19 protein-coding genes and 1 tRNA gene are annotated in these 25,280 nt (G+C 67.4%); 10 read left to right on the top strand and 10 right to left on the bottom strand.

Annotated elements, in window-relative coordinates:
• Positions 1-9 precede the first annotated feature (9 nt).
• From FHW58_RS20615 to FHW58_RS20630, 4 genes are all read left to right on the top strand, one after another.
• Entirely contained in the window at positions 10-1,992 is a 1,983-nt protein-coding gene (locus tag FHW58_RS20615) for a M13 family metallopeptidase (RefSeq protein ID WP_179675213.1), read from the top strand.
• Between the two features lie 75 nt (positions 1,993-2,067).
• Positions 2,068-4,086 (top strand): M13 family metallopeptidase, encoded by a 2,019-nt coding sequence (locus FHW58_RS20620; protein ID WP_179675051.1) that lies wholly within the window; start codon positions 2,068-2,070, stop codon positions 4,084-4,086.
• Positions 4,087-4,182: 96 nt separating this feature from the next.
• Entirely contained in the window at positions 4,183-6,222 is a 2,040-nt protein-coding gene (locus FHW58_RS20625; protein WP_179675214.1) for a M13 family metallopeptidase, read from the top strand.
• Between the two features lie 92 nt (positions 6,223-6,314).
• Positions 6,315-6,866, top strand: coding sequence for a hypothetical protein (locus FHW58_RS20630; protein ID WP_179675052.1), 552 nt, complete (start codon positions 6,315-6,317; stop codon positions 6,864-6,866).
• A gap of 49 nt (positions 6,867-6,915) precedes the next feature.
• Here FHW58_RS20630 and FHW58_RS20635 read toward each other — a convergent pair whose 3' ends face one another.
• Positions 6,916-7,473: a cytochrome c5 family protein gene (locus tag FHW58_RS20635; RefSeq protein ID WP_179675053.1), complete on the bottom strand. Its 558-nt coding sequence runs from the start codon at positions 7,471-7,473 to the stop codon at positions 6,916-6,918.
• A gap of 204 nt (positions 7,474-7,677) precedes the next feature.
• Between FHW58_RS20635 and FHW58_RS20640 the strand changes: the two genes are divergently transcribed.
• A tRNA-Arg gene (locus FHW58_RS20640) sits at positions 7,678-7,753 on the top strand.
• Positions 7,754-7,949: 196 nt separating this feature from the next.
• Here the strand turns inward: FHW58_RS20640 and FHW58_RS20645 are convergent.
• Complete coding sequence (locus FHW58_RS20645) at positions 7,950-8,915, bottom strand: MBL fold metallo-hydrolase (RefSeq protein ID WP_179675054.1); 966 nt, start codon at positions 8,913-8,915, stop codon at positions 7,950-7,952.
• A gap of 111 nt (positions 8,916-9,026) precedes the next feature.
• On the opposite strand from FHW58_RS20645, the gene FHW58_RS20650 reads away from it, so the two are divergent.
• A complete protein-coding gene (locus FHW58_RS20650) occupies positions 9,027-9,950 on the top strand; it encodes a LysR family transcriptional regulator (RefSeq protein ID WP_179675055.1) in 924 nt (307 codons plus the stop codon).
• Positions 9,951-10,056: 106 nt separating this feature from the next.
• Here the strand turns inward: FHW58_RS20650 and FHW58_RS20655 are convergent, their stop codons facing one another.
• The 7 genes from FHW58_RS20655 to FHW58_RS20685 all read right to left on the bottom strand — a co-directional run bounded on the left by FHW58_RS20655 (position 10,057) and on the right by FHW58_RS20685 (position 14,592).
• Positions 10,057-11,094: an alpha/beta fold hydrolase gene (locus tag FHW58_RS20655; protein ID WP_179675056.1), complete on the bottom strand. Its 1,038-nt coding sequence runs from the start codon at positions 11,092-11,094 to the stop codon at positions 10,057-10,059.
• Positions 11,091-11,921, bottom strand: a complete 831-nt coding sequence (locus FHW58_RS20660) for a DUF692 domain-containing protein (RefSeq protein WP_179675057.1) — start codon at positions 11,919-11,921, stop codon at positions 11,091-11,093. The genes FHW58_RS20655 and FHW58_RS20660 overlap by 4 nt, the downstream gene beginning before the upstream one ends.
• 66 nt (positions 11,922-11,987) lie before the next feature.
• Complete coding sequence (locus FHW58_RS20665; protein ID WP_179675058.1) at positions 11,988-12,278, bottom strand: hypothetical protein; 291 nt, start codon at positions 12,276-12,278, stop codon at positions 11,988-11,990.
• 28 nt (positions 12,279-12,306) lie between these two features.
• Positions 12,307-13,065, bottom strand: coding sequence for an alpha/beta fold hydrolase (locus FHW58_RS20670; protein WP_179675059.1), 759 nt, complete (start codon positions 13,063-13,065; stop codon positions 12,307-12,309).
• Positions 13,062-13,541, bottom strand: a complete 480-nt coding sequence (locus FHW58_RS20675) for a DoxX family protein (protein ID WP_179675060.1) — start codon at positions 13,539-13,541, stop codon at positions 13,062-13,064. Before FHW58_RS20675 ends, FHW58_RS20670 begins: the two co-directional genes overlap by 4 nt.
• The gene (locus FHW58_RS20680; protein ID WP_179675061.1) at positions 13,538-14,299 is read right to left on the bottom strand and encodes a DNA-binding domain-containing protein; all 762 of its coding nucleotides are present in this window, start codon (positions 14,297-14,299) and stop codon (positions 13,538-13,540) included. The genes FHW58_RS20675 and FHW58_RS20680 overlap by 4 nt, the downstream gene beginning before the upstream one ends.
• Before the next feature lie 8 nt (positions 14,300-14,307).
• Positions 14,308-14,592, bottom strand: a complete 285-nt coding sequence (locus tag FHW58_RS20685) for a DUF2282 domain-containing protein (protein ID WP_179675062.1) — start codon at positions 14,590-14,592, stop codon at positions 14,308-14,310.
• Positions 14,593-14,760: 168 nt separating this feature from the next.
• Here FHW58_RS20685 and FHW58_RS20690 point away from each other — a divergent pair, with 168 nt between their 5' ends.
• Entirely contained in the window at positions 14,761-15,429 is a 669-nt protein-coding gene (locus tag FHW58_RS20690) for a response regulator transcription factor (protein ID WP_218892828.1), read from the top strand.
• Positions 15,430-15,435: 6 nt separating this feature from the next.
• Here FHW58_RS20690 and FHW58_RS20695 read toward each other — a convergent pair whose 3' ends face one another.
• Positions 15,436-18,474 carry a two-component regulator propeller domain-containing protein gene (locus FHW58_RS20695; RefSeq protein WP_179675064.1) on the bottom strand — a complete coding sequence of 1,013 codons (3,039 nt, stop codon included), beginning with the start codon at positions 18,472-18,474 and terminating at the stop codon, positions 15,436-15,438.
• A 289-nt stretch (positions 18,475-18,763) separates the two neighbouring features.
• Between FHW58_RS20695 and FHW58_RS20700 the strand changes: the two genes are divergently transcribed.
• From FHW58_RS20700 to FHW58_RS20710, 3 genes are all read left to right on the top strand, one after another.
• Entirely contained in the window at positions 18,764-20,212 is a 1,449-nt protein-coding gene (locus FHW58_RS20700) for a glycoside hydrolase family 30 beta sandwich domain-containing protein (protein ID WP_179675065.1), read from the top strand.
• Between the two features lie 24 nt (positions 20,213-20,236).
• Positions 20,237-22,957: a TonB-dependent receptor gene (locus FHW58_RS20705; protein ID WP_179675066.1), complete on the top strand. Its 2,721-nt coding sequence runs from the start codon at positions 20,237-20,239 to the stop codon at positions 22,955-22,957.
• A gap of 98 nt (positions 22,958-23,055) precedes the next feature.
• Positions 23,056-25,215, top strand: a complete 2,160-nt coding sequence (locus FHW58_RS20710; protein WP_179675067.1) for an ATP-binding protein — start codon at positions 23,056-23,058, stop codon at positions 25,213-25,215.
• The last annotated feature ends 65 nt before the right edge of the window (positions 25,216-25,280 follow it).

A 25,280-nucleotide genomic window follows, 5' to 3' on the forward strand; every position in this document is an offset into this window, starting at 1 on the left:
CTGACCCTGATGACCGCCTTCGCCGCCGACGCGCCTTTGCAATCCGGCATCGACCTCCCGAACATGGACACCAGCGTGCGTCCGCAAGACGATTTCTTCACCTACCTCAACGGCAGCTGGCTGAAGACCACCGAGATCCCGGCCGACAAATCCAGCTGGGGCACGTTTGCCAAGCTGCGCGACGACACGCTGCCGCAGCTGCGCGGCCTGATCGAAAAAGCCCAGGCCGAGAAAGCCAAGAACGGCACCGAGCCGCAAAAGATCGCCGACCTGTACGCCAGTTACATGGATGAGGCCAGGCTGAACGAACTGGGCATCCGCCCGCTCGCCGGCGAGCTGAACCGCATTCGCGGCCTGAAGGACAAGAAGGGTCTGCCGATCCTGTTCGCCCACCTGGCGCAGGTCGGCATCACCACGCCGTACGGCGTCGGCGTGCGTCAGGACGCGCGCGAATCGACCAGGTACGCGGTGTACATCGGCCAGAGCGGCCTGGGCTTGCCAGACCGCGACTACTACCTGAAAAAAGATGACGCCAAGCTGGCCGCCGCCCTGGCCAAGTACGAGTTGTACATCGCCAAGGTACTGACGCTGGCCGGCGACCACAACGCCAGTGCCAACGCCAAAAAAATCGTTGCGCTGGAAACCGCGCTGGCGGAAGTGCAGTGGACCAAGGTCGAGAACCGCGACCCGGTCAAGCGCTACAACAAGATGCCGATCAAGCAGTTGACCGACCTGGCGCCGGGCTACGACTGGGGCCACGCGCTGGCCTCGACCGGCGTGGCCAACAAGGTCGATTACGTGATCGTCAACCAGCCGAGCTACCTGACCGGCTTTGCCGCGCTGCTGGAGAAGACCGACCTGGCCACGTGGAAGTCCTACCTGGAGTGGCAACTGCTGCGCGAAATGTCGCCGTTCCTGTCCAAGGATTTTGCCGACGCCCATTTCGATTTCTACAGCACCGAGCTGACCGGCGTGGCCGTCAAGCCGCCGCGCTGGAAGACCGGGGTCGCCCTGGTGGAAGGCAGCCTGGGCGAAGCGCTGGGCAAGCTGTATGTGGCGGAATACTTCCCGCCGGAGCGCAAGGCGCGCATGGATGAGCTGGTGAAGAACGTGTTGGCCGCCTACAAATCGTCGATCGACAACCTGGACTGGATGAGCCCGGCCACCAAGGTGGAGGCGCAAGCCAAGCTGGCCAAGTTCACGCCCAAGATCGGTTACCCGACCAAGTGGCGCGATTACTCGGCGCTGGTGATCGTCAAGGGCGACCTGGTCGGCAACGTGCTGCGCACCGCCAACTACCGCCACCAGCGCATGATCGCCAAGCTGGGCAAACCGATCGACCGCGAGGAATGGGGCATGACGCCGCAAACCATCAACGCCTACTACAACTCGACCATGAACGAGATCGTGTTCCCGGCCGCCATCCTGCAACCGCCGTTCTTTGACGCCAAGGCCGATGACGCGGTCAACTACGGCGCCATCGGCGCGGTGATCGGCCACGAGATCAGCCACGGCTTCGACGACGGCGGCAGCCAGTCGGACGGCGACGGCAACCTGCGCGACTGGTGGACCAAGGAGGACAAGGCCAACTTCAAGGCCAAGACCGACGCCCTGGTCAAGCAGTACGACGGCTACAGCCCGCTGCCGGGCTACCACGTCAACGGCGCGCTGACGCTGGGCGAGAACATCGCCGACAACAGCGGCATCGCCATCGCCTACAAGGCTTACCAGATTTCGCTGGGCGGCAAGGCGGCGCCGGTGATCGACGGCTTTACCGGCGACCAGCGCTTCTACATGGGCTTCGGCCAGATCTGGCGCGTGAAGATGCGCGAGAAACAGCAGATCGTGCAGATCAAGACCGATCCGCACTCGCCGGGCCAGTTCCGCACCAATGGCCCGGTGGTCAACCAGCCGGGCTTCTACGAGGCCTTTGGCGTCAAACCGGGCGACAAGCTGTATGTTGCGCCGGAACAGCGCATTATCATCTGGTAATCGTTTAGTCTCAGCAAAAAAGCCACCTCGCGTGGCTTTTTTGCTATTGTTTCAAGACTTTGGGAGAGCTCATCAATGAAAAAATATTTGCTCAGCGCGCTGATGCTGGCGCTGCTGGCCTCGGCCGGCGTACAGGCGCAACAAAAAACCTCGGGCGTGGACCTGGCCAACATCGATCCGTCGGTGCGCCCGCAGGATAACTTCTTCCTCAACCTGAATGGCAAGTGGCTGGCCAAGACCGAAATCCCGGCCGACAAGTCGAGCTGGGGCTCGTTCGAAAAGCTGGACGACGACACCAAGCCGCAGCTGCGCGCCATCATCGAGGCGGCCGCCGCCAATCCAAGCGGCCCGGACGCCCAGCGCATCGGCGATTTCTTCGCCAGCTACATGGACGAGGCCAGACTGGAGCAGTTGCGCCTGGCGCCGCTGAAGGCCGACTTCGACCGCGTGGCCGCGCTCAGCGACAAGCAGCAGATTCCCGCGCTGATCGCCCATTTCAACCGCTACGGCTACACCGCGCCCTACGGCTTCGCCATCCACCAGGACAACAAGGACTCCACTAAATACGTGGCCGACCTGGTGCAGGACGGCCTGAGCCTGCCGGACCGCGACTACTACCTGAAGAATGCGGACAAGAAGCTGGCCGACACGCTGGCCAAATACGAACAGCACGTGGCCCGCATGCTGACCCTGGCCGGCAACGCCAACGGCGCGGCCGACGCCAAGGCCATCGTGGCGCTGGAAACCGAGATCGCCAAGCTGCAGTGGACCAAGGTCGCGCTGCGCGATCCGGTCAAGGCCTACAACAAGGTGCCGCTGGACAAGCTGTCCAGGCTGGCGCCGGGCTACGACTGGACCACGTGGCTGAACGACACCGGCATCGGCGGCAAGGTCGATTACGTCATCGTCAGCCAGCCGAGCTTCATTAGCGGCTTCAACAAGCTGCTCAACAAGACGCCGCTGAGCACCTGGAAGGTGTACTTCCAGTGGCAGGTGCTGCACGCCAACGCGCCCTATCTGGCCAAGGATTTCGCGCAGGAGAACTTCGCCTTCTACGGCAAGGTGTTGAGCGGCATCGACGAACAGCAGCCGCGCTGGAAACGCGGCGTCAACGCCACCGACGGCGCGCTGGGCGAGGCGCTGGGCAAGCTGTACGTCGAGCAGCATTTCCCGGCCGAGCGCAAGGCGCGCATGGAGCAACTGGTGAAAAATCTGCTGGAGGCGTTCAAGGAAAGCATCAACACGCTGGACTGGATGGGGCCGGAAACCAAGCTGCAGGCGCAGGCCAAGCTGGCCAAGTTCACCACCAAGATCGGCTACCCGAACAAGTGGCGCGATTACTCGAAGCTGACGGTGTCGCGCGACGACCTGGTCGGCAACGTGCTGCGCTCGCACGCGTTTGACTACCAGAAGGAGGTCGACAAGCTCGGCAAGCCGATCGACCGCGACGAGTGGGGCATGACGCCGCAGACCGTCAACGCCTACTACAACCCGGAGCTGAACGAGATCGTGTTCCCGGCCGTGATTCTGCAGCCGCCGTTCTTCGACGCCGACGCCGACGACGCCGTCAACTACGGCGCCATCGGCGCGGTCATCGGCCACGAGATCAGCCATGGCTTCGACGACCAGGGCGCGCAGTACGACGGCGACGGCAACCTGCGCGACTGGTGGACCAAGGCCGACCACAAGGCCTTTGCCGCCAAGACCAAGATGCTGGTCAAGCAGTACAACAGCTACAGCCCGGTCAAGGGCTACTACGTCAACGGCGAGCTGACCTTGGGCGAAAACATCGCCGACAACAGCGGCGCCGCCATCGCCTACAAGGCTTACCTCATCTCGCTGGGCGGCAAGCCGGCGCCGGTGATCGACGGCCTGAGCGGCGAGCAGCGCTTCTACATGGGCTTTGGCCAGGTGTGGCGCAGCAAGATCCGCGACGCCCAGCAAATCGTCTACCTGAAAACCGATCCGCACTCGCCGGATCAGTTCCGCGCCAATGGCACGGTGCGTAACCAGCCGGGCTTCTACCAAGCCTTTGGCGTCAAGCCGGGCGACAAGATGTACCTGCCGCCCAAAGACCGCGTCATCATGTGGTGATGTGATATAAAGCAACACGGCCCATCTGAGCAATGGGCCTTTCATATACATTCATAGAAGGAAATCCTCGTGAAACGTCATCTCGTAAGTGCATTGATGCTGAGCCTGATCGCAGGCCTGGCCGGCGCCGCGGACACTGCCAAAAGCAGCGCTCCAGCCAGCGCCAAGGTAGCTAGCAAGAAGCCGGTGTCCGGCATCGCCGTCGAATACACCGACCCGTCGGTGCGGGTGCAGGACGACCTGTTCCTGCACATGAACGGCAAGTGGCTGGCGACGACCGAGATCCCGGCCGACAAATCGAGCTGGGGCAGCTTTGCCAAGCTACGCGATGACATCCAGCCGCAACTGCGCGCCATCATCGAAGGCGCCGCCGCCAACCAGGCTGGCGGCCCCGAGGCGCAGCGCATCGGCGACTTCTACGCCAGCTTCATGGACGAGGCCCGGCTGGAGCAACTGGGCCTGACGCCGCTGAACGCGGAACTGGCCAAGGTGGCCGCCATCAGCGACAAGAAACAGCTGCCGCAGCTGATCTCGCACTTCAACCAGATCGGCGTGACCGCGCCGTACGGCTACGGCATCCACCAGGACAACAAGGATTCCACCAAGTACGTGGTCGACATCGGCCAGGACGGCCTGGGCCTGCCGGACCGCGACTACTACCTGAAGGCCGACGACAAGAAGCTGGCCGACATCCTGGCCAAGTACGAACTGCACGTCGGCAAAATGCTGACGCTGGCCGGCGACCCGCACGGCGCCGCCACCGCCCACGCCGTGGTCGAGTTCGAAAAGGAACTGGCCAAGCTGCAATGGACCAAGGTCGAGCTGCGTGACCCGATCAAGGCCTACAACAAGGTCGACGTCGCCAAGCTGGGCGAGGTGGCGCCGGGCTACGACTGGAACGCCTACCTGACCGACGCCGGCATCGCAGGCAAGGTCGGCTACGTGATCGTCAGCCAGCCGAGCTACCTGAAGGGCATGACCGCGCTGCTGGACAGCACGCCGCTGGACACGCTCAAAGCCTACTTCCAGTGGCAGCTGGTGCGCGCCCACGCCGGCTACCTGAGCAAAGCCTTCGTGGATGAGAGCTTCGCCTTCTACGGCACCGTGCTGAGCGGCGTGACCGAACAGCGTCCACGCTGGAAGCGCGGCGTGTCGGTGACCGAAGGCGCGCTGGGCGAGGCCGTCGGCAAGCTGTACGTGCAGCAGTACTTCCCGGCCGAGCGCAAGGCGCGCATGGAAGCGCTGGTGAAAAACCTGCTGGCCGCCTACAAGACCTCGATCGACAAGCTGGACTGGATGACGCCGGCCACCAAGCAGCAGGCGCAAGCCAAGCTGGCCAAGTTCACCACCAAGATCGGCTACCCGAACAAATGGCGCGACTACAGCGCGCTGGAGATCCGCAAGGATGACCTGGTCGGCAACGTGCTGCGCTCGCACCAGTTCGAGTACAACAAGGAGCTGAACAAGCTGGGCAAACCGATCGACCGCGACGAGTGGGGCATGACGCCGCAGACCGTCAACGCCTACTACAACCCGGAGATGAATGAAATCGTCTTCCCGGCGGCGATCCTGCAGGCGCCGTTCTTCAACGCCGACGCCGACGACGCGGTCAACTACGGCGCCATCGGCGGCGTGATCGGCCATGAAATCAGCCACGGCTTCGACGACCAGGGCGCGCAGTACGACGGCGACGGCAACCTGCGTGACTGGTGGACCCCGGCCGACCACAAGGCCTTCGACGCCAAGACCAAGATGCTGGTCGAGCAGTACAACCAGTTCAGCCCGCTGCCGGGCTACCACGTCAACGGCGAGCTGACGCTGGGCGAAAATATCGCCGACAACAGCGGCGTGGCGATCGCCTACAAGGCTTACAAGCTGTCGCTGCACGGCAAGAAGGCACCGGTCATCGACGGCCTGAGCGGCGATCAGCGCTTCTACATGGGCTTTGCGCAAGTGTGGCGCATGAAGATGCGCGAGGCGGCGCAGATCCAGCAGATCAAGACCGACCCGCACTCGCCGGGCCAGTTCCGCGCCAACGGCCCGATGCGCAACCAGCCGGGCTTCTACGACGCCTTCAGCGTCAAGCCGGGCGACAAGATGTACCTGCCGCCAAAAGACCGCGTGATCATGTGGTAAGCGGGTAAGCCCGTCAGCGAAGGCCGCAGCGATGCGGCCTTTTTTCATTTCAGAGTAAACTAGCGGCTTCCGATTCAACCACCCCGATTGTCATGCGCTATACCCTTGCTCTTGTCTTGCCGCTGCTGCTGAGTGCCTGCGGCGATTCCTACACGCCGGTGGACGTCTACATGGCCAAGACGCCGGAGTGCGCCAGCTGGCAGGAAGGCTCGCGCTTCGCGCTGCCGCGCGGCATCAGCGTGTCGACCACGCCGCCGGTGACGCTGCCGGACGGCGGCGCCGAGTTCACCTTCGTCTACCTGGTGCCGCGCGGCGAGCGCGCGCTGTTCCTCAGCCGCGAATACGCCGTGACACAGCCGAAAGGACCGGTGATCGCCAAGCCGCAGCTGGTCAGCTTCTACCAGCGCACCACCAATTCGCCGGCCGAAATCGTCGAGGTGATCCCCAAGGTGCCGGACATGCTGATTGCCGGCGCCACCGGCGAGGAAACCATCTGGCGCGTGCGCCTGCGCGTGACCGACAAGCTGCCGGCGCGTTTCGACGTCACGCCGCCAGCGTTCGAGATCGCGCTGCACAAGTACCCGATGCGCACCTTCACCTACCGCTATTTCCCGGACCGCAAGGCCTACGGTTTGTGCAGCTAATAAAAAACCGGCCGCGCGGGCCGGTTTTGCGTTGGCGGCGCGAGGCCGCTTATTTCTGCGGCTCCGACGCGGCCGGCGCGGCAGCCGCAGCCGCCGGGGCCGGCACGTCCGGCTCCTTGAACTTGGCGCCGGCGTGGTTGGCCATGTAGACCACCGCGCGCGCCACTTCCACATCGTCCAGATCCGGATTGCCGCCCTTGGCCGGCATCGCGCGCAAGCCCTCGATGGCGTGCTTGACGACGGTATCGTAACCCTGGGCGATACGCGCGCCCCAGGCGCCGGCATCGCCGAACTTCGGCGCGCCAGCGGCGCCGGTGCCATGGCAGGCCGCGCAGGTGGAGGTGTAGATCGCCTCGCCGGACTGCAGCACCTTCGGCGCGTTGGCGTCCTTCAGCGTAAAGCCCTCGTTAGCCACCGGCGCGATGCGCGCGGCCACTTCCTCCGGCGCCTGACTGTTGGAGCCGGCGCCCGTGAGCTTGGTGGTGGTGACGTATTGGACCAGCAGGATGATGCCGAGGATGGTGACTGCGAAGAAGCCGATCACGGCTCCAACCAGCTGTTTTGGGGTACGGATGACGGATTCGTGTTCGTTGTGTGCGTCGCTCATGATTTCCTTCAGAAACAGATTTCAGGCCGGGGTGGCGCGAAGAGTTGATCAGCAGCAGCCTTGTAAAAACCTTCACCAAACGGCTGATTATAGACACAAGAATGCTGCGAAGGAAACGCAAACATGTACAAAACGACAGCGGCCCCATGGACGGCCGCCGGTAAACACGGTATCCTACGGCACGCCTTCGCGTATCTCCCTGTCGCGGCTGTAGCTCAGTGGATAGAGTATTGGCCTCCGAAGCCAAGGGTCACTGGTTCGATCCCAGTCAGCCGCACCAATTTTTCCCATAGAATCAATCGCTTATCGCGTGCGGTATGCCGCATGGCCAGGCCGGCGCACGCGCGGCGCGGCTTGGCCGATAGCCGGCAAGCGCGCGCGGTCTGGATAGTTGTATTGTGCCACCGCAGCAAATCGCCGGGAATTTCTCGCGGCTTTTTGATGTGCATCAAAAAATGCGTTAATTGAGGCCTTTGTTACGGTTTGGCGCTATAGGGCAGGGGCATCCACTGGTATCCCTGGTCCAGCGCCTGCACATGGCCCAGGCCGGGGAAGGACAGGTGTGCCCCGCCGACCAGGTAGCCTTGCTTGGCCGCGTCCGATAGCCGGGTGGCGCGGGTGGCGCTGGCCGCGGCGGCGTCCACGTCGTAATCGATCGTCACTTCCGGGTGGCGGAACTGCACCTCCGCCGCGTGGATGATGTCACCCCACAAGTACAGTCGCTGGCCCTTGCTCTCCACCATGTAACCGTTCATGCCGGGCGTGTGGCCGTACTCCGTCACGCTGTGGATGCCAGGGATGATTTCCGTATCGCCATCGAAAGTGCGCAGCATGCCCGCCGCCACGTACGGGTTCACGGTTTGCCGCGACTGCTGGAAGCTCAGGCGGCGCGTGCTGGGCGCCTGCGTTTCGTGCTGGACGTCGAGCCAGTAGGCCGGATCGCGCCGGTCGACGTACACCAAGGCTCGCGGGAAGACGCGCTTGCCGCCGACGCTCAGGCCGCCGGAATGATCGCCATGGATGTGCGTCAGCAGCACCACATCGATATCCTCCGGCGCATAGCCGGCGGCGCGCAAATTCGCCACCAGGCTGCCGGCGGTATCGCCGAAGAGTTCGCCCGCGCCGGTGTCGACCAGCACGCGCTGGCTGCCGGTGTCGATCAGGTAGCAGTTGATCGACAGCTCGACCGGCAAGGCCTGGTGCGCGTCCGCAAAGGCGCGGCGGACGGTGGCCGGATTGCTCATGATGCTGGACACGTCGCGCGACGCCACGCCATCGGACAACACGGTGACGCGGAAGTCGCCCAGGCGCAGTCGGTAAAAGCCGGGTGTCTGTTGCGGCTGCCAGCCGCCGCCGCCGGCGGCGGTGGTTGCCGGCGCGGCGTTGGCGGGGCCGGCGATCAGCGCGGCGGCGAGGACAGCACGGGTGAGACAGTGGCGCATATCGTTCTCCTGCGGTAAGTGGACATGCTGTCCATGATAGGCGCGCGCGATTGAAATGATAATTGCATATAATTGGGAAAGATTATCCCAATAATGGCTCAATATAGCCCCATGCAAGCGGACTTGAACGACATCGTGGTGTTTCTCCGCGTGGCGGAGCTGGGCAGTTTCACCCAGGCCGCCCAGGCCTTGTTATTGCCCAAAACCACGGTCAGTCGCAAGGTGCGCGAGCTGGAACAACGTCTCGGCGCGCAGCTGCTGCACCGGACCACGCGCCGTCTGAGCCTGACCCAGGCGGGCAAGCTTTACTTCGAGCATTGCCGGCAGATTCCCGCCACCCTGCGCGACGCCGAATCGGCGCTGCGCGAAATACAGGGCCAGCCCGCGGGCAGCTTGCGGATCACCTGCCCCTATTCCGTCGCCATCAGCCTGCTGTCGCCGCTGCTGGGTGAATTCCACGGCCTGTATCCACGCATCCACGTCGACCTGATGCTGAGCCATCGCGTGGTGGACCTGATCAGCGACAAGGTGGACGTGGCCCTGCGCCTGGGCAACTTGCCCGATTCGTCGATGGTGGCCAGACGCCTGGCCGTGCTGCCGAACCGCGTGTATGCCAGCGATCTTTACCTGGAAAAATTCGGCGAACCCACGCATCCGGCGCAATTGCGCAACCATCGTGCGCTGGTGACGCGCGTGGCGCGTTCCGCCGCCGGCTATGCCTGGCTGATGCGCAACGGCGAGACCATGGAAAGTTTCGAGGTCACGCCCATCATTGAAGCGGATGATCCGGAGGTCCTCAAGGCGCCCCTGGCGGCGGGCGCCGGACTGATGATGGCCACCGACCTGATCATGCACGACGAGGTCAAGGCGGGCCGCGTGCGGCCGATCCTGAGCGGCTGGCTGGGCCGCTGCCCGCCCTTGCATGCCGTGTTCCCGCAAGGCCTGGTCCAGCCGCCGGCGCTGCGCGCCTTCATCGACTTTCTCGTGAAAAAAATGGCTGACAGCAGCACCGTGTTGCGGGAAGAAGCGCTGTGATGCCCGCCCCAGTGAGGCGCGATGAGCGTTGGCAATGCGATGGCCGATGGCATGCCGCCGGCAACGATGATTCAAGCTTATCGTGCGCTATGGCTGCATGGCTGCATCAGGTGCGCCACTTGCCGCCGCGGGCCAGTGCGGCCACGGCGTCGGCGAAGGCGCGCGGGGCTTCCTGCGGCAGGTTGTGGCCGGCGCCGGGAATCTGGCGGTGCTGGCGCGGGCCGCTGAATCGGGCGGCGTCGGCGCGGCCGTCGGTGGCGGGCAGCAGGCCGTCCGCCAGCCCGTCCAGCGTGATGGCCGGCGATTTGATCACCGGCTGGGCGGCCAGCAGGGCTTCCGTTTCCTCGTAATCGGGATAGCCGGCGGCCTGGCCCAGGCGGTGGCGGTAGGCGTGCAGCACCACGTCCACGTAGTCGGGATTGTCAAAGGCCCGCGCCGCACGCGCAAAGCTGGCGTCGTCGAAGCGCCAGGCGGGCGAATTGTGTTTCCACAGCACGCGCGCGATGGCCGCGCGGTTGGCGGTCAATCCCGCGCGGCCGCGCTCGGTCAGGAAGTAGTACTGGTACCACAGGCCGGCCTCCACCGGGGCCGGGGCCGGCGTGGCGGCACGGCCGATGTCCTGGATCAGGTAGCCGTTGACCGCCACCAGCCCGACGCAGCGCGTCGGCTTCATGGCGGCCGCCACGCAGGCGGCGCGGCCGCCCCAGTCGTAGCCGGCCAGCACCGCCTCCGGGATGTGCAGCGCGTCCATCAGGTCGATCACGTCCTGGCCCAGCGCGGCCTGCTGGCCGGCGCGCGGCGTGGCGGGGTCGAGGAAGCGGGTGCTGCCGTGGCCGCGCAAGTACGGCACGATCACGCGGTAGCCTTGCGCCGCCAGGCGCGGCGCCACCTCGGCGTAGCTGTGGATGTCGTAGGGGAAGCCGTGCAGCAGGATGACGGGATGGCCGTTCTCCGGCCCGGCTTGGTGGTAGCCGACGTCCAGCACGCCGGCTTCGACCTGCCGGGTCGGCATCCCGGCCAGCCGGCGCGCGGCGGCGGCGCTGGACGAGGCGGCGGCCGCCAGCGCCAGGCTGTCCAGCGACAGGCCGGCGGCCGCGCCGGCGGCGGCGCCCAGCAGCAGGCGGCGGCGTTGCAGCGGGTTCATGCCAGCGCCCCTTCGGCGCTGCCGGCCAGCCGGCGCGCGATGTCCAGCTCGCGCAGCAGCTCGGCCAGCGGCGGAATGTCGGCGTCGCGCTCGATCATGGTGGCGACCGGGCCGGCCAGCGTCATCACGCGCGCGTACAGCGCCCACACGGCGCGGCAGACGTCGCGGTCGTGGGTGTCGATCAGGAGCTCGCCCGGCGTGTGGCCGGCCAGGTGGATTTGCCGCACGTGCCCGAACGGCAGGCCGGCCAGGTAGTCGTCCAGCCGGTAGCCGTGGTTGACCGCGCTGACGTAGATATTGTTCACGTCCAGCAGCAGGCCGCAGCCGGTGCGCGCGCACATCGCGGACAGGAATTCCCACTCGCTCATCTCGGCCGGGGCGAAGCACAGGTAGCTGGACGGATTTTCAAACAGCATGGTGCGTCCTAGCGCCAGTTGCGCGCGGTCGATGTTGTCGCAGACGATGTTCAGCGCCTCTTGCGTGTACGGCAGCGGCAGCAGGTCGTGCGAATTGAAGTTGTCGATGCGCGACCAGCTCAGGTGGTCCGACACGAACAGCGGGTCGATCTCGTCGGCCAGCGCGCGCAGGCGCCGCAGGTAGTCGCCGCGCAGGCCGTCGGCCGAGCCGACCGACAGCGACACGCCGTGCAGCGCCACCGGATGGCGCGCGCGCACCTGGCGCAGAATGTGGCGCGGCTGGCCGCCGTCCACCATGAAATTCTCGGAGATGACTTCGACAAAATCAACCGCCACCGGCGTCTGCTGGTCGAGGAAGTCGGCGTAGTGTTCCTTGCGCAGGCCGAGGCCGAAGCCGGAAAAGGGGTTCATCGCGTGCCCGATCATAAAGGGAAAAACCGCGCGGCACGCCCGGGGCGCGCCGCGCGGGCGTGACGGTTATTTCTTCTTCGGCTCGGTCAGCGTGCCGCCGGCGGCCAGGCATTCGCTCTTGGTCTTGACCAGCACGCCTTCGCCCTTGCAGCTGTTCAGGCCTTTGCAATCGTTCTTGGCGGTGGCGCACAGGCTGGTGCCCTTGCAGGTGTTGATGCCGTAGCAGCGGCCTTTCGGCTCGGCGGCGTCGGCCGGCTTGTCGGCGGCTTGGGCGTGGGCGGCGGCGCCCAGGGCGCTGAGGGCCAGCAGCATCGAGGCGGCGGCGCGGGCGGAACGGGAGGCGGTGTTCTGGGTCATGGTGTTCTCCTTGGTTGAAAAAAAATGGTTAGCGGCCGTGGGCCGCGTCGTCGATCACCTTCGCCACCTGGTCGGGTTGCGAGATGTAGGTCAGGTGGCTGCCCTTGACTTCGGTGACCTTGGCGCCGGCGCGCTGGTACATCCAGCGCTGCAGGTCCGGGCTCAGCGCGCGGTCTTCGGTGGACAGGATGGCGTAGCTCGGCTTGTGGTGCCAGGCGGCGGCCCAGATCTGCGTGTTGAAGGCGGCCACCGTGGCCGGCACCTGCGAGATCGCCATGTAGTTGGTGCGGTTTTCCGGCAGGTCGGCGCCGACATCGGCGTGGAAGCGGGCCGGGTCGACGAACAGGTGGCCGTCCTGCGTCGGCCGGACGCTGTTGCTTGGCGACGGCATCGAGCCGATCACCTGCGCCACGCTTTCACCGATGTCCGGCAGCAGCGCCGACACGTAGACCAGGGCCTTCACCTTGTCGCGCTCGCCGGCGGCGGAGATCACCGCGCCGCCCGAGCTGTGGCCGACCAGCACCACCGGGCCGACCTGCTGGTCGAGGATGTCGCGGGTGGCGGCGACGTCGTCGTCCAGGCTGGTGTGGGGCTGCGCCGCCACCGTGACCTTGTAGCCTTTCTGCGTCAGGATGTCGTGGATCACGCGCCAGCCGGAGCCGTCGACGAACGAGCCGCTGACGATGACGATGTTCTTGACCGGCGCGGCGCTGGCGTTGGCGTTGGCGTGCAGCGCCGGTGCGGCGGCCAGGGCCAGCGCGGCCGCCAGGGTGGGGATGCGTTTCATGCGTTTTCTCCATCAGGTTGGGAAGGGTGCAGGCGGCGCCACAGCAGGTGGTCCAGCGACCACGCGCCGGCGCCGCGGGCGATCAGCGGCAGCAGCAGGCCGGCCCAGCTCAGGTGCGTGGGCCAGGCGTCCGGGTAGACGAAGATCTCGATCACCAGCGTCATGCAGAACATGCCGAGGGCGGCCGGCCGCGTCGCCAGGCCCAGCGCCAGCAGCACCGGCAAGAAGTTCTCGGCGGCGGTGGCCAGCTGCGCCGCCACTTCCGGCGGAATCAGCGGCAGCGCGTATTCGCTGCGGAACAGGTCGTAGGTCGAGGGCTTGATGGTGAGGAAGCCTTCGACCTTGGTGCGGCCGGACAGGAAAAACACCGCGCCGATGCCGAGGCGGGCAATCAGCAGCAGCAGGCTGTCGGGCACGGCGCGCCGCAGCCAGGCGCGCCAGGCGGGCGCCGTGTCTTGCAGGTGGAGGGGGGTCATAACATTCCTTCAGTCGGGGTGTCGATGCCGGTGATCAGTTCGGCGCCCAGCCAGTGCGCCAGCAGCGCGCCGGCCTGGGCGATGCCGTCCTGCTCGCCGCAGTGGTCAACCAGCCAGTCGCACAACTCGGCGAAGCGGCCGTCGCGCCGCACTTGCAGCAGCGCCGCGTACTCCAGCGGTTCGGCCATGCGCAGCACGCTGGTGCGGCCGCGCCGCCAGACGATGTAGCCGCCGGGCGCGGCCAGCATCTCGCCCTCCGGCGGCGGCCGTTGCTCCCACAGCGCGCTCCAGATGGCTTCGGCGTTGGTGGTGGCGGCGCGCAGCCTTAGCGACGGCGTCAGCCGCAGCACCGCGCGGTCCCAGTCCACCGCCGCCAGCCGCTCGGCCGTCAGCGGCGCGGCGTCCGCTGCCACGAAGGCGGCGTTCAGCGCGTGCTCGATCCAGGCCAGCTCGTGCAGGTCCGGGTGGTTGGCGTAGGCTTGTTCCAGCGTGTGCTGGAAACCGTCGGCGTAGGCGTCCAGCGTCCAGCCGTGCGGCGGGCAGGCGTCGATGTGGCGCACCGCCATGCCGAGGAAGGCGTCCTCGCCCATCCAGCCGCGCAGCAGCGGAAACGCGTGTTCGAGGCAGCCCGCCAGCTGGCTGCGGTAGTTGTTCTGGTACACCGCCAGCCGCGCGGCGGGTCCCAGGCGTTGCGCCAGCGCGGCGTCCGGCGCCACCAGCCAGGCGCCGAAATCGCGTTGCAGGTCGGCCAGTTTCATCGCGGCGCTCAGCGTGGCGTCAGCGAGCCGTAGCCTTTCGGCGTCTTGATCTTGGTGCAGGTGCCCTTGTCGACCAGCACCCAGGCGTTGCCCTGGTAGTCGGTCTTGGCGGTGCCGGCGCAGCTGGTGCCGGCGCCGGCCGCGCAGTCGTTCTGGCCGGCCTTGGCGACGCCGTAGCATTTTTCGGTCGGCTTCTTGGCGGCGTCCTTGGCGTCGGCGGCCTCGGCGCTGCCGGCCAGCGCGGTCAGCGACAGCGCCAGTGCGGCGGCCAGGGCGGTGTGGGTGCGGTGCATGGTGTACTCCTCGTTATCGGATGAAAGGAAAGACAGCGAGGAGCAGTGTAGAAGCGGCGGCCCGATCTGCCATCCTTAGATCTCGATACCGCGCGCTCGTCCGATCGGGTAGGTAGGCCGGCGCCGATTTGTGGCAAAGTAGCGCTTTTCCGCTCTAGCGAAAGGCAGATGCACATGGGGCCAGCACCAATCACCGTACTGATGGTAGACGATCATCCGATTTTTCTGGACGGCGTGGCCGGCGCGCTGGACGCGATGGACGATGTGCGCCTGGTCGGCCGCGCCGGCACCGGCCAGCAGGCCATCGAGCTGCACCGGCTGCTGCGCCCGGACGTCACGCTGATGGACCTGCAGCTGCCGGACATGCACGGCAGCGCCGCCATCAGCGCCATCCGCCGCGACAGCCCGGGCGCGCGCGTGATCGTGCTGACCACTTATGAAGGCGAGGCCCACGCGGCGCAGGCGATCCGCGCCGGCGCGGTCGGCTACATGCTGAAAAGCGCGGTGCGCCACGATCTGCAGGACACCATCCGCAGCGTACACGCCGGGCGCCGCCGCATCCTGCCGGCGGTGGCCTGCGCGCTGGCCGAGCAGATGCACACCGAGGCGCTGAGCCAGCGCGAGATCGAGGTGCTGCGGCTGGCCGCGGTCGGCAATACCAACCAGAAGATCGGCGACCAGCTCGGCCTGTCCGAGGGCACCATCAAGACCCACATGAAAAACGTGATGGCCAAGCTGCAGGCCAAGGACCGCACCCACGCGGTGCTGCTGGCGATCCAGCGCGGCATCATCAGCATGGGCGCCGGCGGCCGCCTGCCGCCGGGCCTGCGGCTGTAACTCGCGCTAGCCGCGGCGGCGCTGCCACCAGCCGCGCAGCCGCCGGCCCCAGCCGGGACGGCTGTCGCGGTCGTAGGCGCGGCCGGCCGGAATGCGGGCCGTCACCTGCAGCCCGCGCGGCACGGCCGGCGTCAGCGTCAGCACCCCGTTCAGCGCGGCGGCGCGCTCGCGCATGCCCACCAGGCCCCAGTGGCCATCCTTGCCGCCCTGGCGCAGCACCTCGTCCGCCAGTCCCTTGCCATTGTCGCTGACGGTCAGCGTCAGCTCCTGGGCGCCGTAGTCGAGCGCCAGCAGCACGCGGCTGGCGCTGGCGTGGCGGCAGGCGTTGAGCAGCGCCTCGGCGCCGATGTGGTAGACCTCCTCCCACGCCAGCGGATCGAGGCGACGGCGCACGCCGCGCACCTGCAGCGCGATCGCCAGCCGGTGCTCGGCCTGCATGCGTTCGACCAGGCGGGTGAAGGCGGTGGCCAGGTCGCCGCCGTGCACGCTGGCCAGGCGCAGCCCCATGACGGCGTTGCGGCCCTCGACGATCACGCCGTCGGCCTCGGCCAGCAGCGCGTCCAGCTGCGCGCGCGCGGCGCTGTCGGCCGGCAGGCGCTGGCTGACGGCGCTGAAGCGCAGCACCAGCGCCTGCACGCTTTGCAGCAGGCTGTCGTGCAGCGCGCGGGCGATGCGCTCGCGCTCCAGCAGGCGCGCGGCCAGCACCGCGTTGAGGCGGCGCACCAGCTGGCGCATGCGCATCAGGTACAGGCCGTAGGCGGCGGCCAGCGCGGCGCCGGCGCACAGCAGGTAGAACCAGGCGGTCTGCGTGAAGCTGGGCTGGATGGCGAAGCGCAGCGTGGCGCCTTGCTCGTTCCACACGCCGTCCGCGTTGGCGGCCTTGACGGTGAAGCGGTAGCTGCCGGGGCCGAGGTGGGAATAGCTGGCGCCGCGGCGGGTGCCGGCCAGTTGCCAGTCGCGGTCCACGCCCTCCAGCTTGTACCAGACCTGCATCCGCTCCGGCATCGTCAGGCTGAGCGCGGCGAAGCCGATGTCCAGCCGCATCGGCTTTTGCGGCAGCAGCAGGCCGGGCGTCGGCGCGTACGGGCGGTTGTCGACGCTGAGCGCGGTGATCTGCAGCGCCGGCGGCAACGGGTTGCGGTACATGCGGGTGGTGTCCAGCACGCCGATGCCCTCGGTGCTGGCAAACCACAGCTTGCCGCTGTCGTCGAGCGCGCCGTTGGCCACCGGCGCGACCAGCATCGGCGCGCCGGGATAGCCGTCGGCGGCGTCCAGCAGCTCCATGCGCAGCGGCCGGCGCGGGTCGCCGACGCTGGCGTTCCAGTCGGCGGCGCGCACGTGCGCCAGGCCGAGGCCGGTGTGCAGCCAGCGGTCGCCGTTGGGCAGGATGACCAGGCCGGCCAGGTTGTTCAGCACATCCGGATCGGCGGCGCGCAGCCGCTCGAAGCGGCCATGGCGCAGCACCGCCGTGCCCTCGGCGCCCGAAATGACGACCTCGGCTTGCGCATCGATCAGTTGCAGCGCGCCCAGGCTGGCGGCGGCGGCCGGCGCGTAGTCGGTCAGGCGGCCGTCCTGGTAGTGCTGCAGGCTGCCGTTGCGGTGGCCGAACCACATCGCGCCGTCGGGCGCGGCGGTCATCACCCGCTCCTGCGGCGCGATGCCGAGGCTGGCCGCGCCGCGCCAGGCGCCGTCGCGGTAGCGGAACAGGCCGCAGTCGCGCAGGCTGGCCCACAGCGCGTCGCGGTCCTGCATCAGGCGGTTGACTTGCTCGCTGCGCGCGCCGGGGCAGGCGGGCGGCATCGGCAGCGTGGTCAGCCTGCCGTCGCGGCGGATCTCGATGCCGCGCGCGCTGGCGCTGAGGATGGCGCCGTCGCGGCCGGCCACCGCCAGCCGGCGTTCGCCCTCGCGCAGCGCTGGCGCGGCGGCGCCGGCGACGTCCCATAGCTGGTCGAGATTGACGCCGCCGACCCAGATGCGGCCCTGGCCGTCGGCGGCCAGCGTCGGCACGGTGACGTTGTCCGGCAGCGCGATGGTGCGGATGCGCTGGTTGCGGAAGCGCTCCAGGCCGCTGGGCGTCATGGCCCACAGATTGCCCTCGCGGTCTTCCAGCATGCCGGTCACGCGCGGATTGCTGAGCTGCCAGCCCTGGGCGATGCGCTCCGCCGGCAGCTGGCTTGGATCGAAGCTGTCGCTGTGCGGCAGGTCCTGCTTGCGGATGCGGGCGATGCCGTTGGGGGGGCCGAACAGCCACAGGTTGCCGTCGGCGTCGAACAGGTGATGGGCCTGGGCGATGCGGTAGCGGCGCGATTCCTCGCGCGGCTGCACCGGGCCCGGCTGGCCGTTGGGCACGCGCACGATCAGCTGGCCCTTGCGCCGCCACATCGCGCCGTCCGGCGCGTAAAACGCGTTGTCCTCGCCGGCGTGGCCGGTGGGATGGAAGCGCCGCGCTTCGCGGTCCAGCTTGTACCACTCGTTGCTCAGCCGCACCCATACCTGGCCGTACTGGTCCAGCGTGCCTTCCTGCACGGTCTGGCGCGGCAAGCCCCAGCTGGCGTTGATGGTCTGCCACGCGCCCTTGGCGTAGTGGATCAGGCCGGAGCGGGTGCAGATCCAGACGCTGCCGTCGTTGTCGGCGATGAGGTCGTACACCGTGTCGACCTGGGCCGCGCTCCACGCCGGCAGCGGCACGATCTCGCCCTGGCGGATCAGGTTGACGCCGCCGTTGATGTGGCCGACCAGCAGGTCGCCGCCGGCGGTGGCGGTCAGCGCCGAGATGCGCGGGCTGAGCAGAAGCTGACCGGTGGGGGAGCGGTAGCGTTCGAAGCGCAGGCCGTCGAAGCGGTACAGGCCCTGTTCGGTGCCGATCCACAGCCAGCCGTCGCTGGTCTGGGCCATGGCGGTGATGCTGACGGGCGCGCCGTCCTGGCGGCGCCAGGTGTCGTGGTGGTAATCGAACAGGCTGACGGCCGGGTCCAGCGCCCACGCGTGGGGCAGGCCGGACAGCATGGCCGCCAGCAGGCAAAGCCGTGAAAATAAACTGCGCATGGGTTGGGGGCAGAGGGGTGCGGGCTGTGAAAAAAAACAGGCGCATCATAGCATCCACGCAACGGCGGTAGCGGCGGACGGCAGCCGCGAAACCCGCACACCGCCGCCGCCAGGGTCTGACCCCGTACGGGGTCAGACCCTTTCGTCCGGGGTGCTTTTACGCAGCAAACCGACAAAAAACCCACACCCGCCGCGCCTTCGTTGACACCGAAGATTTGCCGATGCTATAGTTTCTGCAATAAATGGAAACGATTCCATTTAATTCATAAATAAAACAAACGGAGACAGCATGTTGACCAGCCCCCCTGTGCCGGGCGATGGAGCGGTGCGCCCGTCGTCCTGGAAAAAAATCTTCCCCGTCATGCTGCTGGGCGCGCTCGCCGGGCCGGCGCTGGCGCAGACCGTGCAGGCCTGGATCACCACCGGCGACCAGACCCAACTGCTGGCGCGCGGCGCCGACGCGCGTTTTCACCCCGGCGCCCGGGCTGCCACCATCATCGAGGTCGACCCCAGGCAGCGCTTCCAGGACATGGTCGGTTTCGGCGCCGCCATCACCGACGCCTCGGCCTGGCTGATCCAGAACAAGCTGAACCCGCAACAGCGCGCCGACCTGCTGAACGAGCTGTTCGGCAAAGCCCCTGGCGCCGGCTTCAGCTTCACGCGCCTGACCATCGGCGCCTCGGATTTTTCGCGCAGTCACTACAGCTTTGACGACATGCCGCCCGGCCAGACCGACCCGGAGCTGCGGCATTTCTCGATCGATCCCAACCGCGCCGACGTGCTGCCGGTGACCAAGGCCGCGCTGGCGATCAATCCCCGGCTGCGCGTGATGGCCTCGCCGTGGAGCGCGCCGGGCTGGATGAAGTCCACCGACAGCCTGATCCAGGGCACCCTGAAGCCGGAGGCGTACGCACCGTTCGCCCGCTATCTGTCGCGCTACATCAGCGCCTACCAACAGGAAGGCGTGCCGATCTACGCCCTGACCCTGCAGAACGAGCCGCACTTCGAGCCCAAGGATTATCCCGGCATGCGCGTCGATCCGGCCCAGCGCGCGGCCTTCATCGGCGGTCACCTGGGCCCGCTGCTGGCCAAGGAACACCCGCACACCAGAATCCTCGACTGGGACCACAACTGGGACGCGCCGGGCTCGCCGGCCGAGGTGCTGAAGGACGCCACCGCCAACCAGTACGTGGCCGGCGTCGCCTGGCATTGCTACGGCGGCGATGTGCGCGTGCAGGCCGCGCTGCACGACCGCTGGCCCGACAAGGAAACCTTTTTCACCGAGTGCTCGGGCGGCAAGTGGGCGCCGGTGTGGTCGGACAATCTGCAGCACTTCGCCCGTACCCTGGTGATCGGCACCACGCGCGGCTGGGCCAGGGGTGTGCTGTTGTGGAATCTGGCGCTGGATGAGCACGACGGCCCTCACCTCGGCGGCTGCAACGATTGCCGCGGCGTCGTCACCATCGACAGCCGCGACGGCAAGATCACCCGCAACGAAGAGTATTACGCGCTGGCCCACGCCAGCCGCTTCGTGCGCCCGGGCGCGCGCCGCATCGCTTCCACCAGCGGCTACGACCAGCTCGACACGGTGGCGTTCCGCAACGCCGACGATGGCGAACTGGCGCTGCTGGTGGCGAATTCTGCCAGGGCGCCGCGCAGTTTCGCGGTGCGCATCGGCCAGCGCAGTTTCGATTACACCTTGCCGGCGACCAGTGTGGCCACCTTCACCTGGAAATAAAACGATAAAAGGGAGACGAGAAAAATGCAGACCAAGATGACACCGATTGCGGCCGCCTGCGCGGTGCTGGCGCTGGCCGCCCAGCCGGCGCTGGCGCAACAGCAGCAACAGCAGCAGGGCAGCGCGCCGCAGGCGCAAAAGAGCGAGGACGGCATGCAGGAAGTGGTGGTGACCGGCATCCGCCGCAGCATCGAGAACTCGATGGCGATCAAGCGCGACGCCGATTCCATCGTCGAGGCGGTGACGGCCGAGGACATCGGCAAGCTGCCGGACGTGTCGATCGCCGAATCCATCGCCCGCCTGGCCGGCCTGACCGCGCAGCGGGTCGAGGGCCGCGCGCAGGTGATTTCGATCCGCGGCCTGGCGCCGGACTTTTCCACCACCTTGCTGAACGGCCGCGAGCAGGTGTCCACCAGTAACAACCGCGGCGCCGAGTACGACCAGTATCCGTCCGAGCTGATCAACGGCGTTACCGTCTACAAGACGCCGGATGCGTCGCTGGTGTCGGGCGGCCTGTCCGGCACGGTGGACCTGCAGACCGTGCGCCCGCTCGACCTGCGCCAGCGCACCATCGTGCTGAACGCGCGCGCCGAGCACAATTCCAACGGCAAGCTCAACTCCAACACCTCGGCCAACGGCAACCGCCTGAGCGCATCCTACGTCGACCAGTTCCTGAACAACACGCTGGGCGTGGCGGTCGGCTACGCGCACCTCGATTCGCCGGGGCAGCAGCAGGAATACAAGTCGTGGTGGTGGGGCCGCGACAACAAGCTGCCGGCCGGCATGGAGGACGTGGTGGCGCTCAAGGGCGCCGAGGTCACCGCCTCGTCGCGCGAGCAGAAGCGCGACGGCCTGATGGGCGTGATCGAGTACCGTCCGTCCAGGGAATTCCGCACCACGCTGGACCTGTACTATTCCGAGTTCAGGCAGAACACCACCATGCGCGGCATGATGTGGAATTCGCACCAGTGGAGCGACGTCACCTACCGCGATCCGGTCGTGCAGACCATCGGCGGCACGCGCCTGCTGGTGGGCGGCAAGCTGGTCAACCTGGAACCGATCGTGCGCAACGACTACAACCAGCGCAAGGACACGCTGGGCGCGCTCGGCTGGAACAACACCTTCAAGAAGGATGGCTGGACGCTGGTCGGCGACCTGTCGTACTCGACCGCCAAGCGCAAGGAGGAGGTGCTGGAGACGTACGCCGGCCTGGGCCCGGCCGGCTCGCACATCACCGACAACAACTTCGAGTTCCACATCCCCACCGCCAGCGGACTGCCGACGTTTACGCCAAGCTTCAACTACACCGATCCGAAGATCATCAAGCTGACCGACGTCGGCGGCTGGGGCAAGGACGCCGACATGCACCACCCGGTGGTGGACGACAAGCTGGGCTCGGCCAAGTTCTCGGCCAAAAAGGAGCTGGACGGCATGTTCCGCAGCCTGGAGGGCGGCGTCAACTACAGCAAGCGCGAGAAAACCCACGCCGATACCAACAACTACTGGTTCCTGAAGAACGGCCGCGCGCCGGCCACGGTGTCGTCCGACCTGCTGCAGCCGTCCACCTCGCTGGCGTTTGCCGGCATTCCGGCGGTGATGAGCTATGACGTGCTGGGCGTGCTGAACAAGTACTACGACAAGCAGCCGGCGCGTCCGGACGACCAGGCGCTGCAGGACTGGGGCGTGACCGAGAAGATCACCACCGCCTACGCCAAGCTGGGCATCGACGCCGACCTCGGTCCGGTGCCGGTGCGCGGCGCGCTGGGCCTGCAGGCGGTCAATGTCGATCAGCAGTCGCGCGGCGCCACCGTCAACGCCGGGACGCTGGGCAGCATCAGCGGCGGCAAAAGCTACACCGACTGGCTGCCGAGCCTGAACCTGAACTTCGACCTCGATCAATACCTGAGCACCACCAACCTGCGCCTGGGCCTGGCCAAGACGGTGGCGCGGCCGCAGATGTCGGACATGCGCGCCGGCATTTCCGGCGGCGTTGATTCCACCACCCGCATGTGGAACGGCAGCGGCGGCAATCCGCAGCTGGAGCCGTGGCGCGCCAATGCCTACGATTTGTCGATGGAGAAGTACATCGGCAAGCGCAGCTACATCGCCGGCGCGCTGTGGTACAAGAAGCTGCAAAGCTACATCTACAACCAGCAGACCGCGTTCAGCTTCGCCGGCTTCCCGAATCCGTCGGCAGTGGTGCCGATCCAGGACATCGGCACGTTGAACCGCCCGGCCAACGGCACCGGCGGCCTGGTCAAGGGCGTCGAACTGTCCGGCGCGCTGGATGGCGGCATCGTCTGGGATCCGCTGGCCGGCTTTGGCGTCACCGGCAGCATTTCCGGCACCGAGAGCTCGATCCACCCGAACGGCCCGGGCACCAAGGAGAAGCTGCCCGGCCTGTCCGGCGTGGTGTCCAATATCACGGTGTACTACGAGAAGGATGGCTACTCGGCGCGCGCCAGCCGCCGCTACCGTTCGGCCTACCGCGGCGAGGTCACCGGCCTGTTCGCGCAGCGCGCCTTCAGCGAGATCCTGGCCGAGCGCCAGATCGACCTGCAGCTCGGCTATGCGATCGAGGAGGGCCGGTACAAGGGCTTGTCGTTGCTGTTCCAGGTCAACAACCTGAACAACTCGCCGTACCAGACGCGCCAGGGCGACCCGTTCTCCGGCGGCTCGTACGCGCCGGAGCGTTACACCACTTATGGCCGGCAATTCCTGCTGGGGCTCAACTACAAGCTATAAGTACGGTAGCGAACACAGGCTGCTGCGCGGCGCCTGTGGCAGCGGGGAGGGTGGTAGAATCGCGGCTTCCTCCCCCCCCTGAAAGCGATGTCGCGCCAATGCAAGCGATCGATCCCGTCACGCTGGACAATTGTGCGGACGAGCCCATCCATATCCCCGGCAGCATCCAGCCGCACGGCGCCTTGCTGGCGTTCGACCCGGCCGGCGCGCTGCTGGCCTGGAGCGCCAACGCGCCCGACCTGCTGGGCCTGGCGCTGGCGCTGAATCTGCCGCTGGACAGCGTGGCGCTGCCGGCCGAGGTACGCGCGGCGGTGGCCGAGTGCCTGGACGGGGTCGAGGACGGCGAGGCGCCGGCGGTCGCGCTGGCGGTCGCGCTGGCCGGCCGCCAGTTCGACTGCATCGTGCATGTCTACCAGGAGCGGCTGATCATCGAGTTCGAGCGGCGCGAGACGCCCAGCGACGCCGTGGCCGCCTTCGCGCTGAAGGCGCATGCCGCCATCGACCGCCTCAAGCGGCAGAAATCGGTCGACGCGCTGCTGCAGCTGGCCACCGAGCAGGTGCGTGCCATCACCGGCTTCGACCGCGTGATGGCCTACCGCTTCCACCCGGACGACAGCGGCGACGTCACCGCCGAGTCGCGCCGCGACGACCTGGAACCGTATCTGGGCCGGCGCTATCCGGCCAGCGACATTCCGGCGCAGGCGCGGCGGCTGTACATCATCAACACGCTGCGGCTGATCGCCGATGTCGGCTACACGCCGGCGCCGCTGGTGGGCCGCCAGTGGGAGGCGCCGCTGGACCTCAGTCAAAGCGTGCTGCGCAGCGTGTCGCCGATCCATATCGAGTATTTGCAGAACATGGGCGTGGCCGCCTCGATGAGCGTGTCGATCGTGGTGGCCGGCCGCTTGTGGGGCCTGCTGGCCTGCCATCACATGGCGCCGTTGCAGGTGCCGTATTCGGTGCGCATGGCGGCCGACGTCATGGCCCAGGTGATTGCCTCGCTGGTGCAGTCGATGGAGGCGCGCCAGCGCGCCGGGCGGGTCGAGCAGTCGGCCGAGGTGCGCACGCGCGTGATGGAAGCGCTGCTGCACCACGACGAGCCGGCGCGCGCGCTGCTGGAGCATGCGCCGGCGCTGTGCCAGTCGTTGCAGGTGGAAGCGCTGGTGGTCACCCAGTATGGCAAGCTGATGGTGCACGGCGACCTGGACGCCGAGCTGGCCGCGCGCATGGTGGCCTCGCTGCCGGACAGCGGCCACGACCTGGTCGAGCGCAGCGCCGTCGGCGACTGGCCCGAGGACCTGCGGCCGGCGCTGGGCCAGTGGGCCGGCCTGCTGGCGCTGCGCTTCGACCCGGCCACGTCCGGCTGGCTGGTGGGCCTGCGGCGCGAGCAGATCCACACCATCCGCTGGGGCGGGCGGCCGGAAAAGCAGGTGCGCGCCGGCCCGCTGGGGCCGCGCCTGACGCCGCGCGGCTCGTTCGACGAGTGGCGCGAGACGGTGCGCGGCCGTGCCATGCCATGGGATCCGGCCGAAAAGCTGGCGGCCAGCCAGCTGCTGGGCGAGATGCACCGCGCCAGCGTGGCCAAGCACGTGGAAACCGACCGCGCCCGCGCCCAGCTGCTGGCCATGCTGGGCCACGACCTGCGCGGCCCGCTGCATTCGATCAATATGGCGGCGACCGTGCTGCAGCACGGCGGCGCCGCCAGCACCATGAGCAGCCGCATCCAGGCGTCCAGCACGCGCATGGAGCGCCTGATCAGCCAGGTGCTGGACATGAGCCGCATCAATGGCGGCCTGGGCCTGGGCCTGCAGCGCGCCGAGCTGGACCTGGTGCCGCTGCTGCAGGATCTGCTGGACGAGGTGCGCACCGCCCACGCCGACCTGCGCATCGACGCCCGCCTGCCGCCAGCGCTGGTGGCGCGGGTCGACGGCGACCGCCTGCTGCAGGTGGTGAGCAACCTGGTCAGCAACGCCCGCCACCACGGCGACCACGGCGAGCCGATCCAGGTATGCCTGGCGGAGCGCGACGGCGCGGTGCTGCTGGAGGTGCGCAACCGGGCGCCGGCCATTCCGGACGAGCTGCTGTCCACGCTGTACAGCCCGCTCAAGCACGCCTCGGTCGGCAATGTGCGCAACCGCGGCGGCCTCGGCCTGGGCCTGCATATCGCGCAAGAAATCGTCCAGCAGCACGGCGGCCAGATCGCCTACCGCTACGAGGCGCCGCAAGTGGTGTTTGCCGTCACCCTGCCGCGCGCCTGAAACTGGTGCCATACAGTGCCACCAGAATGTGGAGTTTCTGTGAAGAATTAGCGTGGTTTGCGCCG

It is taken from the genome of Duganella sp. 1224, assembly GCF_013408245.1.
In the GTDB taxonomy this organism is placed as follows: domain Bacteria; phylum Pseudomonadota; class Gammaproteobacteria; order Burkholderiales; family Burkholderiaceae_D; genus Rugamonas.